11 protein-coding genes are annotated in these 15,681 nt (G+C 44.2%); all 11 read right to left on the bottom strand.

The genetic code is table 11. The annotated features are described in order from the left end of the window. Positions 1–40: 40 nt before the first annotated feature. The 11 genes from FSB84_RS07460 to FSB84_RS07415 all read right to left on the bottom strand — a co-directional run bounded on the left by FSB84_RS07460 (position 41) and on the right by FSB84_RS07415 (position 15,611). The gene (locus tag FSB84_RS07460) at positions 41–937 is read right to left on the bottom strand and encodes an AraC family transcriptional regulator (protein WP_130542152.1); all 897 of its coding nucleotides are present in this window, start codon (positions 935–937) and stop codon (positions 41–43) included. A 255-nt stretch (positions 938–1,192) separates the two neighbouring features. Beyond that, positions 1,193–2,368, bottom strand: coding sequence for a serine hydrolase domain-containing protein (locus FSB84_RS07455; protein ID WP_130542153.1), 1,176 nt, complete (start codon positions 2,366–2,368; stop codon positions 1,193–1,195). A 104-nt stretch (positions 2,369–2,472) separates the two neighbouring features. Then, positions 2,473–3,789 (bottom strand): MutS-related protein, encoded by a 1,317-nt coding sequence (locus tag FSB84_RS07450; RefSeq protein ID WP_130542154.1) that lies wholly within the window; start codon positions 3,787–3,789, stop codon positions 2,473–2,475. A 2-nt stretch (positions 3,790–3,791) separates the two neighbouring features. Further along, a complete protein-coding gene (locus FSB84_RS07445; protein ID WP_147122085.1) occupies positions 3,792–5,021 on the bottom strand; it encodes a MutS-related protein in 1,230 nt (409 codons plus the stop codon). Next, positions 4,988–5,152 (bottom strand): hypothetical protein, encoded by a 165-nt coding sequence (locus tag FSB84_RS30640; RefSeq protein WP_158643809.1) that lies wholly within the window; start codon positions 5,150–5,152, stop codon positions 4,988–4,990. Before FSB84_RS30640 ends, FSB84_RS07445 begins: the two co-directional genes overlap by 34 nt. A 4-nt stretch (positions 5,153–5,156) precedes the next feature. Further along, complete coding sequence (locus FSB84_RS07440) at positions 5,157–7,481, bottom strand: Gldg family protein (protein WP_130542156.1); 2,325 nt, start codon at positions 7,479–7,481, stop codon at positions 5,157–5,159. A 2-nt stretch (positions 7,482–7,483) separates the two neighbouring features. Further along, on the bottom strand, positions 7,484–8,416 hold the full coding sequence (locus tag FSB84_RS07435) for an ABC transporter ATP-binding protein (RefSeq protein WP_130542157.1): 933 nt from the start codon (positions 8,414–8,416) through the stop codon (positions 7,484–7,486). Between the two features lie 21 nt (positions 8,417–8,437). Then, on the bottom strand, positions 8,438–9,049 hold the full coding sequence (locus tag FSB84_RS07430) for a hypothetical protein (RefSeq protein ID WP_130542158.1): 612 nt from the start codon (positions 9,047–9,049) through the stop codon (positions 8,438–8,440). Positions 9,050–9,060: 11 nt separating this feature from the next. Continuing rightward, positions 9,061–10,461 (bottom strand): M16 family metallopeptidase, encoded by a 1,401-nt coding sequence (locus FSB84_RS07425; protein ID WP_158643808.1) that lies wholly within the window; start codon positions 10,459–10,461, stop codon positions 9,061–9,063. Positions 10,462–10,608: 147 nt separating this feature from the next. Further along, positions 10,609–11,976, bottom strand: coding sequence for a RagB/SusD family nutrient uptake outer membrane protein (locus tag FSB84_RS07420; RefSeq protein WP_158643807.1), 1,368 nt, complete (start codon positions 11,974–11,976; stop codon positions 10,609–10,611). A 47-nt stretch (positions 11,977–12,023) separates the two neighbouring features. After that, on the bottom strand, positions 12,024–15,611 hold the full coding sequence (locus FSB84_RS07415) for a SusC/RagA family TonB-linked outer membrane protein (RefSeq protein ID WP_158643806.1): 3,588 nt from the start codon (positions 15,609–15,611) through the stop codon (positions 12,024–12,026). Between the last annotated feature and the right edge of the window lie 70 nt (positions 15,612–15,681).

Here is a 15,681-nt window from a genome sequence, read left to right as displayed (position 1 = left end):
TTAACAGCCCTGCGCTGGTCAATAAATTGGGGAAGATGGTTTATTTGATGGCTCGCTGTTTTCTGAACTCCAGTGGGGAGATCCCGACTTCTTTCTTAAAGAACTTTCCAAAATTAGCCGGATCGGAAAAATCAAGCTGGTGCGCTATTTCAGTTATATCGAAATCAGTATATAAAATAAGCGACTTTGATTCTGCAATGATGCGCTCAACAATGAAGGCCAGCGCATTTTTACCCGTAGCGGCTTTTACTGTCTGGGAAAGATGATTGGGTGTAACGGCCAGGAGGTCAGCATACTCTTTCACACTTCGCTTATCGATGTAATGATTGTTCACTAACTGAACATACCTTGACAGCAAAAGTTGCTGTGGCGTAACAAAACGTGTACCCGAAGAACGGTTTCCGACAAATTCCTTGATATGATATAGTAAGGCGAGCAACTTTGCACGCGCTTCCATGTGATTCTCTGTCGTGTTTCTTTCATAAGCAGCCTGTACATCTTCAAAATGGGGCGCCAATCCTTCAGCTGTTGCCTGATCCATCTTATACAGGTTTGTATACAGGGTATTGAAAAATGGGAAACTCTGGTGGAAATCAGGTTTAAAAAAAGAAAAACATTCCGGCTTGAAATAGATCACATATCCTTCCAACTTATGGTCGTGCGTGAAGCTGTAAACCAGGCCAGGCGAGTGGCAAACCATATATGATTCCGGGTTCGTTACCATTTTATCATCGTACTGAATACTGATATTGCCGGCATTCACAAACAGGGAGAAAAAATAGAAAGACCTTCTGAATGGTGGCCGGTATACCGTCATGCCTGCTTCCAGGGGTTGTATGCGCCTGCAATAGAACGCAGGATTTGTTGTCCTTCCCGGATGCGGAAGCGTTGCCAGAAAATCATTGATCTCTTTGTAGTATGGAAGGTTTGCGGCCACAGTGTACAATTTATAATATGAAGCCAGACGCGGTTAATATGAAATCCCGCCAACTCAAGATGAAATTAAATGAAAAACAATACACAAATGGTGTTTACACATTGGCAGGGCAGGTAATTGGTAACTGGAAACACCTGAAGTCAAATATTGAGAACAACATTAAATTGAAAAGATGATCTTAAGAAAAGTATCCCCTGGCAATAGGGTGAGGAAGGATTCATTTTTGAAGTTCCCACTTTACCCGGAATCTCATTTCTACTCAAACAACCGGCTCAACACTTTCTCCACCTTAGGGTTATTCAACACATATGCTCCATTATCGCAATTGGTCAGGATTACAAAGCCACTCTTTTTTTCCAGGGAAACCATCGCCAGAGATTTGAACCCGGTCTGTCCGCCAGAATGCAGTATCACATTACCTTCAGGCCTTTCCTGTACTGCCCAGCCCAATGCCCAGGAGCTGGCGCCATCTATTTTCTGTTCTTCGCGAAGTTTTATATGTGGACGAACCATTTCCATCATCCTCTTCTTATTGAGAATAAATGGATCATTTTCCTTTGGACTGAAAAGACCAATAATGAAACGCGCATAATCATTAGCGGAAGTTAGCAACCCACCAGCAGCAGCATACCTCGCCATATCTGTAGCGGTTTGATTGGGTTTAGTAATCAATTGCCCATTGGGATCATGAGGCAGCGCCTGATCTTTACCGATTGCTTCAGTCCATACATAGCCGCTGCTGTTCATTCCAAATGGTCTCAGTACATTTTTTTCCAGGTAGTCGCCTATATCGCTTGCGCAAACTTTTACATCTCCTTCGTAGGAGCCGCATTCATTTGGGTTGACCTTTCCGGTTAGTTGTGTAACGATGGATTGCAAATAATAATAGCCTTCTCCTGAATAGAGGAAATCAGTACCGGGATCAAAATGTAGTTTTATTGGATCATCCTGTGAACGCCAGTTCTGCAATCCGCTTCTGTGGCTCAATACATGCCTTGCTGTGATCAGGTTGATCCGCGGATCATTATCCAGAAATCCAATATTGGCATATTGAACAAGTGGAATATCCAGATCGATGATGCCTTTCTCGCAAAGCTTCATCACTGCATACGCAAACACAGTTTTGCTGACAGAGGCGATCTCAAAAATCGTATTTGGATTAACCGGTTTTTTTGAAAGCTGATCCTTCACTCCGAAACCTTTACTCCAGCTGAGTTGTCCGTTTCTCACCAGGGCAATGGAAAGTCCCGGAATCTTTGCTTCCTGCATCAGTTTCGGGATCAGCTTTTCCAGTTCTTTTGCCAGCGGTTCTGAAGTAAGATTGAGAAAAGAGGAATACTGTAAAGGGTTCAGGTTGGCCATTGAAGACAGACCAGCAACAGAGAATAAGGCGGTCTGTCCGCCCCACAGGATGAATTTCCTTCGTTGCATGATAAGGTTGTTTGTACCCTAAATGTAAGCGAGTGTTTCGAAACAACCAGAACCTCAGTTACCTTTTTGCAACCACCCGTATTCATCTTTCCATATCAATTCTTTTATGCCAGCAATTCCAATATCTTTTCGTTCTCCAGGATGATCATACCCTGCCTGTCGGTTGTTATGCCCTGAGTCAACTGATAGGTATAATGTGGCACTGCGCCTTTCATGATCGTTGGCATATAGCCGAATTGAATATTCAGCGTTCCCTTCAGGGCTTCCCCCACTTCAATAATATGAGTTGAAATAACGAACATGCAGGATCTGTACCTGGCAAGTTTCTGCGTTACCACCAATGTTGCATCAAAAGCATCCTTTACATTGGTGCCTTTAAACAACTCATCGAACAGGATGAATAGTTTTTTCCCATTACTAACCTGTCTCGACACTTCTTTTACACGCATCACTTCTGCATAAAAATGGCTCCAGCCCAGGCTGAGATCATCAGGCACATTGATAGAGGTGAATATGCCTTCCATTACCATAAAACTCATTTTGTTTGCAGCAACCGGAAAGCCCATATGCGCCAGGTAAAAAGACACACCCAGGGTTTTCATCCAGGTAGATTTACCAGCCATATTAGCACCGGTCAGAAAAAGCAGGTTTTCTTCCTTGCTTAAAGTGATGGTATTCCCTTTTGCATTGCTTAAAGAAGGATGCCGGAGATTGTCAACGTTGATCAAACCATTTGAATCCGTGGCCAACGCCTGTGCATAAATAAAACCTTTATCTGCCGCTACCTGCGCCACAGAAATGAAAACATCAAACTCATACAAGAGCTGTAATAACTCTTCCAGTGATTGCCGGAATTTATTCAGGAATAAGAACTGGCAGTCCGCGGTCTGGCCAACGGTATAAGGATATTTCGCTTTCAAGTGACGTAATGCCGGCGCATTGATGATCTTATCCAGCTTGTCCTGCATCGCTTTACAGGGATTGTCCTGTATGCCATTCCTGATCAGCTGGCCAAGTAATTTACTCGCCGATACCAACACTTCCTGCACTGCATAAATTCGCCGCTGCTGCAAATAATATTTTTGCGACTTATACATCATCTCCTGAAACTTCCCTTTGTACGCGCCCAGCACGCAGGATACCCTGCTGCCGGGCCTGGGCTCGGTGAGATACTGCGAGGCCATTTCGGCAAGCTCAGGATCTATCTCCAGCTTCAGGTTCAACTGCTGCAGGTAAGCGATACAGTTAGTTCGATGATTGATTGCATCTGCATCGGTCAAAGGAGTCTTGAACATCTCTTCCAAAAGCAATTCACCTCCTCTTGTCTTAACCCTGTTAAAAATATTGAACATCGATCCAATCTTGTATTTGCCCAGCAAGTTCAAATCAGCCAGCGTTTGTTTATCTGTTATAAACGACATAATTAAACCTCCTTTTCTTTTAAACCAGCATCCAGCATTTCAAGAATACCTTCGTTCTGAATAATGATCATGCCCTGCCTGTCCGCAGTGATCCCATCTTTCAATACCCTGGTGTACACAGGCACAGCCCCCTTCATTTCTGTGGGCAGATACTGGTATTTTATCGATAAGGCTTCTTGCTGCAGCAATTCCCCTGCTTCCATAATATGGGTGGAAATAATAAACTGGCTACCGCTTTTCTTACAAAAAGACCTGGTGATGGCAAGCGTGGCATCGTAAGCATCTTTAACATTGGTGCCCCGGAACATCTCATCGAAAATCACAAATAACTGTTTGCCCTCACTTAATTCCAACGCCACTTCCTTCACCCTTAATACCTCCGCGTAATAATGACTGGCGCCCATACTTAAATTATCTGCCAGGTTAATGCTGGTAAAAATGCCGTCGCGCACTGCAAACTCAAAATTTTCGGCGGCTACAGGAAAGCCCATATGTCCCAGGTATAGTGCCACTCCGATACTTTTCATCAGTGTCGATTTCCCCGCCATATTGGCCCCGGTCAGGAACAGTACATTGCTGTCACGATCCAAATAGATATCATTCGGAACAGCCCCTTCCACATGAGGGTGATATACTTTTTTATAATTAAGCACGCCGCTGTTCTTAGGCATTGCCTTCGCAAAATTGAATCCGCGTTTACGCGATACCTGTCCTACAGAAATGTAAACATCGAGATCGTATAGCAGATCAAGAATGGAAAGCATTTTTTCACGCTGTTCAAAACGAACGAGCTTATCCAATTCAGCCAGTATGCCCTGATTCAGTTTTATTTCAAATTTCGAACTCAGGTGCTGCCTGACCAATGCAAATTCGGCTGCATTGATCGCTGCTTCCAGTTTATTGAATGCGGGCGCATAAGCAGAACCGTTAACTATCTGCGCTAATTGTTTGGTGAACTGGCCCAGTTTATAGAACATCCGTAACACCGCCTGCACGCCATCATTCACAAAAACCTGCGATGAATCGGCAGCCACTATGTCTTTGAACAGCTGCCCGAAAGATTGTCCTCCAAGCTGTAATTGGCTTCTCACGTCCTCATTCTGCAAATAATAAACGATCCCGCCAATGGATTCCGAGTCCACAGGAAAATGTAATTCCTGTGAACCGAAGAACCTGAATATTTCCACTTTTTCATTGATCAGCTTTTCATCAGACAGGGGATGCCTGAACATACTGTCCAACTTAGCACCGCCCCCTGTGTAATGGTCTTATTATACAGATCATAGATAGAAGCCTTACCGGACCTGGCGAAAACAGCCAGATCACTCATCGTCTGTTCATCTGTTTTTAAGAATGTGCTCATAGTATTATTTTCTTTTGCGCCGGATGATGATCACAGAACAGATCACACCAATGATCGCGGGAATGATCCAATAAAAAATCAGCTTAAACGTAGGAATGCTATCAACAGTGATCTTGAATTTATTGTCGATACTTTCGTCGCTATATACGTTCGCGGGAAACTTACCTTCCGTGAAATAACTGAAGCTCCAGGTACCATAGAGATAATTATAGCGTGCAGGTTTGCTTCCGGACAATTGGGGCGTAGCCAGGTAATCAGCATCGCCACTCACGATGATGCGCTGGTCTTTCCCATTTACTTTTCTGTTCATGCGTACTGCCGTGACGAAACTTCCTGATTCATCACCCGCAGTTCTTGTAAGATTCAATTGCAGTGAGTCATTGCTGACGGGCGCAGTCCGGTTCCAGCTCAGATCCTTATCGGTGATCAACAGCGGGTCTATATGAAACCCGGATTGTTCAGTATACTCTATGGCGGAAGCGCCTGCAAGCGCAACGCGATGCAGGGAATCACCCCTGTACTTGGTGTCTGTATCCATGAGCCGCCTGAATTGCGGAGAGAAATTTTTAGCAGTATCGGTCATGTAGCTGAATACCACATCACTTGAATATTTTTCGGTTGGCTGAATGAGCATACCATCACGAAAAGTAAGTCCCAGCTTGTTGAACAAAGGTTTTATCACCTCCTTCCTGTCGGGCTCCCCGGCAATAAGGAGGTTGCCGCCTTCATCGATATACCTGTTGATCTTCTCCAGGCTTTCTGCCGGGAAAGGCGTGCGCGGATCTGCAATCACAAGCGCGGTAAGTGCTGTTGGAATTTCATTGTTCTTCAGCGATACATTTACAAAATCGAAACCCTGGTTTACCAACGAGTACCTGTTCCCAAGCTGATTGGCAATGACCCTGTAATCCCTTAGGCGATCCGAGAAAGGCCCGCGTTCGATTTCATCTGAAAGGAACCCGATTTTCGGCATGTCTGCAGCTACAAGTCTACTAAGGCCTGCAGCCACTTCGCTTTCGCCCGGCCAGAATGCCGGATCATCGAAAGTTCTTACAATAGTTTCCTTTCCATTATATTTAAGAACGAAAAAGCAACGGTTCTCTTCTGCTACAATATCTGCCAACTTACCTGCTTCTTCCGGACTCATGAAGCGGGCTAAAGAGGTTCTGTATGTCCTTGCTTCTTCTTCGGCAATTTGCTTAAGCGTTCTGCCTGGTTTATTCTTAAACCGATAATTGGAAGTGTCGAGATTGTAATAATATTTGAAATCGATATCGATATCGGGCTTGAAGCGTAAATACCGCTCCCACATAGCGATAATTGATAATTGTGCAGCAGGTCGCACAGGATAATAATGCCCCAGTAAATTGCCGTACAATATTATCTCCAGTTTCCCATCCATCTTCTTCAATAATTCCTGTGTGTTGGGATGAATTGTAAATATTTTTTCTCTGGTGGCGTCGTAGTACATATTCACCTGCGGCTTATTGGTAATATAACCCACCACAAATGCAATAGCTATTACAGAAATATAACGCATGGCTTTCCTGAAACCGGAAACGGATTCTGTATCTGACTTGATCTTGATGATGGTAAAACTGAGGAAGCTAACTATAATAATGAGGAAATAGGTAAAGTCGCGCAGGTTCATCAGCCCCACCAGGAAGCGGCCTGCTTTTCCACCGAAATTCAAATAGTAGGTGATATTCCTGAGGATATCGATATCCTGCCAGAGCTCTCCCACTTTCGACAGGAAGGCGAAAACCCCAAAAGTTATGATGGCTGCAACGATCTGGTAAGATGTTACAGCTGAAATGAACAGGCCTATTGCGGCATAGGTTGCCAACACCAGGAACAATCCGAAAAGCGAAGCCAGAATATTTCCGTAGTCCGGATTCTCCACACTAAAAGCAAAACTGATAACGGTCAGGCACACCAGAAAAAGCAGGCAAAGCGTAAAGCATAATATGGCAAGGTATTTACCCAAAACAATTTCCCTGATCCTGACAGGGGAAGAATACAGCAGCTTGATGGTGCCATTATTCACTTCACGACTGATCAGCCCCATCGTGATCAATGGAAAGAACAAATACAGGTTGCGGATAACGCTGCCAAATAAACCGTTACCGGAGCTAAGCAATTTAGCGGTAAGATTCTGTAATGCCATCAAAGCAGGGCCGCCTCTTTCGTATATACCGGTGTAGGCATCGAGTGAGGCAATATAGTCGGCGCTGGTCAGAATCATGAAGAAGATCATCAATATCCAGGCGATAGGCGAATAGAACAGTGAATACAGCTCATTCTTCGCTACATATAATATGCGTTTCATTATTAGTTCTTTTCTGAGTGTCCGGTTAATTGTTTGAATATTTCATCGATTGAATTCTTTTCGATGGCAAGCTGCGTCATCCTCCATTCTTTCCGGACGCTTTCCGTAATGATGGTTTCACTCACCAACTTGCTGCCATCATAAAAGATCCTGAAGGAGCGGGGCGTCAATTTCTCTACCCTGTTCACTCCTTTAACTGCCGCCAGTACATCGGCAGAAGGCGCATTCTCGAACTCCACCAGCATACTTTGCGGGGCCACGTAATTATTGAATGCATCCATCGTATCGGAAAACACAAGTTTACCTTGCTCTATCATCAGGATCTCCTGACACAACAATTGGATCTCTGATAAAATATGTGAGGAAAGGATCACGGTCCGTTCGTCGGCAATTTCTTTGATCAGGTTACGCACTTCAACTATCTGAACGGGATCGAGACCATTGGTAGGCTCATCGAGGATTACGAGAGCTGGCTTATGAATGATCGATTGTGCAATGCCTGCGCGTTGACGGTATCCGCCGGAAAGATTTTTCAATAAGCGGTCTTTCATATGCACCACTCCGCACTTCTCCATTACTTCATCAACGGATTCATGGGCAGCCTTCCCATCGATCCCCCGCAGCCTTGCCGTATACAACAGGTATTCAGATACAGTAAGATCAAGGTACAGGGGAGCATATTGCGGAAGAAAACCGATATGGCTTTTTGCCTCCATAGGATTCTTCCTGATATTGACGCCCTGGATATATACTTCCCCCTTGGTCTGGTTCAAAGCGCCGCAAACGATATTCATGGTTGTTGATTTGCCGGCTCCATTGGAGCCAAGCAGACCATAAATGCCTTTCTTCGTTATTTCTATATTGATATCGCGTATGGCCCAGGCGGTAGAGTAGGCATGCGATAAATTTTCAATCTTTAGAATTGGATGCTGCATCAAAACAATTTTTATGGCCGGTTAAAAAATTTCAAGCTCGAAAACGATATAATGTGGAATGCCCAGTTTCTTTCCCCAGTTCATCACATCCTCTCCACTGTCGTCCACATTGCAATAGGAAAGCATGTCCGGTGAACCAGGTACGGGTATCGGAAGTATATGGGCGAGGAAATATTGCCGCTTTCCTGTTACGAATGGCTTTTTGCTGTCCAGCAAAACATTCCGCAGGCTGTACAAGGCGGATCCCGTGGTCTTGAATTGCTTACGCGCCATCAGATCGGGGAAATGAAAATGCATGGAGATATTTTTTTGCTCATCCAGTTTCGAGATCACTCGCACTTCAAAAACAGAGTCTGCAATGGGTTTCCGGGATAAGGAGTTGGCGATAATTGAAGTAGTGGTAACTTCTCCACTCCAGATCTCTTTCGCGGTTACAATGAAATGTTTTCCAATCAGGGAACTGCCGGTAAATGTGATCGTCTGGTAATCGATATTTTCCAGCTGTATCAGGTCCTGGAGCTCCCTGTCTTTTGTGCCGTAACGAACTTTATAGGGTACGGATCCGCTCTGGGCCTGTAGCTGAATGAAAAGCAATGAACAGGCGATCATCAGTAAATACTTTTTCTTTATCATAACATGTATGGTTATTTGTTTTTTGAAGCTGTTGCCATCCAGTTATCGATATCTGATTTTGCCGGCATTTTCTTCCTGTGCTGTTGCGGAGCAACAATAAAACAGTGTTTCACTCCATGAATGAATTCCTGTAAACAGTTTCCGATGTCTTTGGAATTGATGGAAGCAATTAGTTGTTGTTGCTGCTCATACAGCGATTCAACAGGCAGGTCGGGGATCTTGTATAAAAATCTATTGCAGATCTGATCAGCATAATAGCGGGCATAGAGCCGGCCCCTGGCGGCAAACATTTTGTTTGCATCCTGTAGCATTTTTGCTTTGGCGATAGCCAGGGCTGAGTCCGGGAATCCATTGCGGGATATTTGCACCAATTGTTTGTATACAGTTTGAAAATGATCTTCCAGATTATTTTCATTGGCTGCTATATTCAGCATGGCGAAGTCGAGCCCGCGTTCCGCTCTCCTGATCAGGAAAGTAGCATTGATATCTTTGTTCTTTGTGGCAAGGGTAGTAAGGGTATTGCTCATTGCCTGCTGAAATATATCCCGGACAAACTTTTTGCGCAGGCTCTCTGAAGTGATCACATCTGTTTCCGGATATTGTACAGCCAGGGTGAATGTTGTTTCCCGGACTGCCGTATCCGTTACTACAACAAAGCCGGGAGTTTTACTGAGATTTATGGAAAAACTGGTATTATCTGAATTAATTTCTGCTGCGGGTAATGAAGAAAAAACAGCTTCTATTTGTTTTTTCATTTCTGTTACATCAATATCTCCAACTATGATGAGTGCCTGCAAATCGGGGCGCAGCCATTTTTTTTGAAAAATTTCCAATCCGGAAGCAGACAATTTTTCCATAGCGGCCATGCTACCAATCGGCGGATGTTCAGCAAATTCTGAATAACCCAGTTGGATCGGTCTTAATTGTTCTATCACACGTTGGGGGAACAGTGTTGTGGATTCTTTGATCAGCCTGATGGTGCTGTCGCGTTGGGCCTGCAGCAAATTTGCTGCAGGCGTTGACGGAGTGATCACATCTCTCAACCACTCCATTGTATTTCGCACGAGTGGTGTATAACTGGCCAGCTGGAACTTATAGATGGTTTTATCGTAACCATTGTACACAATATCAGAACCATCGGCTTTAGAGCCGGTTTTCAAAAATAGATACTGAATATCTTCTTTGCTGAAGTGTTGGGTGTTGTTCAGGGAAAGATGAGCTGAAAGTCTCATGTATCCACTTTCGTTTTTTGTTTCCACCATCGAGCCCAGTTTGGAAACGAGGTAGATGGCAACTCTTCCCGGCTCGCCTTTATAGGGCTTGATAAAATAATTGAATCCGTTGGCTAAGCTGCCCTGGGAAACACTTTTATCAACTGGCAACTGACCGGGTTGAGCTATTGCAATTTGCATGCACACTAAAAACATTGACACAAAAAAGTACCGCATAACTGTTGAGTTTTGTTTTCACAACCAGGCATAGGATGCCCAATCCATATATAGCCTATTATTTTCTATGGATTATGATGGGCATCCTATGCCCTGTGTATGTTGTTGTATTTACCGCTCGGGCTGTGGCATTCCGGTAACCTGGACTACATCATGTGGCAATAAGAAAACATACCGGAGATCATTGGGGGCAAGTGTATAGGTCAGGTTCTCTCCACCGGGGTCCATTACACGAACTACAGGTTTTGCAAATTGTGGTTCCAGGTTGAGCCTGCGTTGGTCCATCACCCTGACTCCCCTGTAGATCAGGGATTTTTTTCGTTCTGCCAGTACAATTTCGAGGGCATCCTGCGCATTTGCAGCAGTAAGAGGAACAAAGGTCCCGGTACGCCACCTGGTTTCCAGCAGGGTGTTCAGCGCAGTCATCGCATCCTCTTTTCTACCGGCTCTTGCATGTGATTCAGCCAATGTCAAATACATTTCATCCACGCAAACACCGATCATAAAACTCCCGCTGGAGGACCCTGTATAACTTCCTTTGAATTGTGAATGCCCTTTGTTATCGATTAAGAAAAATGCAGCTTTCCTGAGATCGTTCTCATCATACGAGGCTACCAGGTTGTTATCGATATAACCATTCCTGGTGGGGTAGAAGAGGTCTGTAGAAGTGCTTGTGGAGTAATACAAAGTTTCTTTATTGTAGTTTTCGAATGGCAGCTGCGCATTCAGATCCAGCTCGTTGAAATCAAACAGGGAGTGGTCGATCTTTAACGATGAGTCAGCATATTTTCCGGCCAGTTCAAATTCCTGCATTACCAGGTAAACACGGGAAAGGGAACCATATGCGCTGGCTTTATCCGGCCTTGTGTTATATTGTTCCTTGGGAGGCAGGAGCTGTATCGCTTCTTTAAGGTCAGCAACAACCTGTTCGTATGCCTCTTTCACAGTAGACCTTTTCGAGATCGCATTTACATCCGGGTCAAGTCTGAGGGGTATGCCAGGTTTCTTATTGGCCGCTTCATCACCCTTGATATATATGGGAGAAAAACATTTCAATAAATGAAAAAAAGCGTTGGCTCTTACGAAAAGGGCCGCACCTTTTATTCTTCTCCATTCAACCGGATCATCGTTCTTCACTTTTGGCAAGAGGTCCAATACGGTATTGGCATAATAAACAGGTGTGAAACTATAGGTCCATCCGTTCAGGAAAAATTGTTCAGTATAATAGTCCTGGCCGAAAGTGTAAAACTCCTTTGTTGTATAGGTGAGCTTGTCCAAATCCTCTTTATCCATTTTGAAATAATCGCTGTAATGTTCCAGCACACTCGTTGCCCCCTGATTATTGATCTTGCCGTTATTATCCATCATAGCTCTCAGGTCTTTGAGCTTTGAAGGTATTACCTGTGAAGAACTGGGCTTGCTGTCGAGAAACTTCTGGCAGGATGGCAAAGTAAACAAGGCTGTAGCCAGCGATGCCATACATAATGATTTTATCATTCTCAATTTCATGATCGATCTTCTTAAAATTAGAAAGTAACGTTACATCCAATATTCGCTGAACTCACCGCTCTGTAATAGAGATTATCAGGGTCAACACCAACTTTATTCGCTTTCCATATTAATCCCAGGTCCCTCGCTCCTGCAAATACATTCAGGCTCACCGGCTTTGCGGCCGTCTTTATGGCAAAACTGTATCCTATCCGGATATCTGATAAGCGAATAAAATCAGCTTTATGAACGAAATCGGTGGTATATGCAGCAAAACTTGTTCTGTTATTATTGAGCGGATAAACGGTGGAAGGAATATAAGTGTGTTTTTCGTCGCCGGGCTTCTGCCATCTGCCTTCATAATTTCCTAAATGCACCCAATTTTCGAAAGCATACCCCCTGTACATTTCTTCTTTAAACCAGGCGCCGAACTTATACATCAGGTTAAACGACAAATCAAAATTCTTATACCTGAAAGCATTGCGCAGGAATCCGGTAAAAGGCGGCATGCCAGGACCATTCACCACCAGGTCCTTCACCGAGTCTTTGAATAATTCTGCATAATTCTTACTAATCTCTCCCGTTTGGCGGTCGTAGCCTCTGGGATCGCCTGTCAGAGGATCAAGACCGGCTGATTTGAAACTGAATACCGTGTACATCTGGTACCCCTCTATGATATTAGCACTCTCCCCTCCATTGATCAGGTTGTAACCGTTGGAGGTTCTTCCATAAAATTTCTTTACAAGATTCTTTGTATAGGATAGAGAGAAAGCTGTTGTCCAGGAAAAATCCTTTGTCTGAATATTGACTGAATTCAATATGATATCCCATCCGCTGCCTGTGAGTATACCCACATTTTTGTTCATTGACGTCAGTCCTGAGCTGGGGTCCAACTGACTTAAAGCAATCAGATCGGTACTTTTCTTATCGTAATATTCTATGGAGCCGGAGAGGCGGCTATTGAACAGGGCGAAATCCAATCCATAATTGATCATCCTGGTATCTTCCCATTTCATTTCGGGATTGGGCGGCGTCGAAATGTTGGCATAAGGATAATTGGTAAAATAGGCGCCATTTAAAATGCTGATGATGGGATAATAGCCATTCCCCGGGAAAATATTTCCGCTATGACCGTATGTAATTCGTGCTTTCAGGAGATTGACCCAGCCGGCATTGAAAAATTTTTCTTTATGTATTTGCCAGGCAAGGCCCGAAGACCATAGAGGTTTCCACTTTTCGTTCGTTTTAACGCCCAATACATTGGATGCATCTCTCCTTCCGGAAATCGTGAAAACATATTTACCATCGTAAGTATAGGCAGCATTCCCGAGAAAGGAAACCATTCTGTTATTATTACCGCTAAAACTTTGTAAACCGGGTATCTTGAATTTACCATATATTCCTCCAAACGTAGGGTAAGCGGTTGTATAATCTACATTTGTAAAGGTTTTATATTCCCTGTCATAACCATAGGCAGAATAGGTTGCTCCCGATCCTTTGTTCTGTGAAATTTCCGAAGCAACGAAAGCAGTAACTTCATGCAGACCATTCCATTTGTTATTGTAGCTCAATTGTCCTCTGAACTGGTGCTTGAACGCGTTCTGGTCTTGTACTGAAATCCTCGATCCTTTCGGTAAAATATAAGTAGTACGGTCTCCATCGATCTGCGTCCATCTGTTGATCATTTCTCTCATGTAATAGCTTTTCTCATCATTGATGGTTTCAATAGAGGTGGACTGCTTGTCTATTCCATATCTTATTTCTGCAGAAAGCCCGGGCTTGAAATTATATTTGATGCGGGCAGTGAGGTTGATATTCTCCGATTTGGTCTTGATTGAGTTCAAGCCTATTTCATCCAATGGTCTATAGGAATAATCCAACAGTCTTCCGCCTCCTGCTGTATCGATGAACTTTTTATTGAATGAAAAGGGAATGGCGAGCGCTTCCCCGTCAGAACCCTGGAATTCAGCGTAGGGGTATAAAGCATTTTTGCCGCCAACCGGCATAAAGGTGGAAGCGAAAGAGGAGCCGTTCTCTGAAAGATTGTTGATATACAATAACCCAACCTCTATCGAGAGGTTTTTTACAGGCTTGATCTCGGTAACTGTCCGAAGCGTGTACCTGTTCTCATAATTCCCTTTATTATCGGTCAGTGCCCTGTCATAGGAACCTGAAACGAGGTAGCTCATCACGTTGCTTCCACCACTGATTCCCAGATTGTAATTCTGGCGAACAGGATTTTGCAGGAAGAGGCGGGTATATTCATCGCGGTAATCGGTATTTCTCCATTTTGCTATCTGATCATTCAATTGCTGATCGCTTACGAGGCCTTTCCTGTGATCGTCCAGCATATTCACCAGCGGGGAAGTCACCCTGAGGCGTGAGGACAAACCAGAAAGGTCGGAATCGTAATATCCTTTATCAAACATTTCCAATTCCAGGTCTATGAAATCTGAAGAGTTCATTTCCTTCCTGTACTTGACGTCTTTCTTCTCTGAAATATTCACATTGGCGCTAAAGCTCAATTGGAGCGGTGATTTGGTATTATTCTTTTTCAGTTCTATCACAATTACGCCATTGGCGGCCCTTGCGCCCCAGATAGACGCCGCAGCTGCATCTTTGAGTAAGGTAACAGATTCAACATCCATGGGATTGATCAGGTCGATATCACCGTCATACGGGAAACCGTTAACAATGATTAATGGGCCATTGAGCGCAGACATGAAAGTATTCAGTCCCCTGATGTTATATTGGTTCTTGTCTCTTGTTTCGGAGTTAAGACGACGATTCAACTGCAAGCCGGGAACATATCCCACCAGCCTGTCCATGAGCCGGGCATCGGTCCTACTGTTCAGTTGTTCTTTCCCAACAAACACAAAACTTCCGGTGGCTCGCTCTTTGGGAAGCGCCTGGTAGCCTGTATTCACCACTACTTCATTCAGCGAAGAAAAGCTAGGGACCATCACTACAATTATTTCATCATTCACGTTTTGAATATATGAACCGGTTGCCTGTGCTTCATCCTTTTGATCCTTCAACCTGGCTGCGGTATTCAACTGAACAGCACGAAAGCCATTTCTGGTATTGGAGGTAACTTTGAATTGGAGGTCATAGTATCCGACAGCAGTAACAGTAATGGTGTCGCCTTCCTCCACATTGAGCTCGAAGCGACCATCTGTACCCGAACTGCCAACCGGTAATTTGTTCTTTGAAAAGGTTACACCTGGAAGGGAGGCGCCTTCCTGTGAGCGAACACGGCCTTTGATCAGTTTTGGCGCCAGCAGGTCAGCAAGTGGTATGTAGGGTTTGACAGATCCTGACGATACTTCTTCCATTTTTTCTGTAAGAAAAATTGTACGTCCATCGATCCTGAATCCGAAGGGCTGATCCTTTACGAATGCAGTCATGAATTCCACCAGTGGCATTTTGTACGCAGAAATCGATACCGGCTTTGCATTCTCCAGTAAATTGAGTGTAAAGAAAACGAGGTAATCCGTTTGCTTTTCGATAGCGGCAATAACCCGCATGGCGGATGCATTCGACTCTGAGAAAGTGACTGTTTGCGCCAGGGGTCGCGCGGAGACAGCGAGTGAAGCAACAAGTTGAAACAAGAAAACCAGTCTCATAATACGGAAAGTTTTGGAAGCTAGCTGGCGTGAAGATCCGCTTGACAACGGGATATCATGCCTGCAGCAA

Origin of the sequence: Pseudobacter ginsenosidimutans (assembly GCF_007970185.1) — a bacterium.
Classification (GTDB): Bacteria; Bacteroidota; Bacteroidia; order Chitinophagales; family Chitinophagaceae; genus Pseudobacter; species Pseudobacter ginsenosidimutans.
This window is presented reverse-complemented; position numbering and strand designations above follow the sequence as displayed.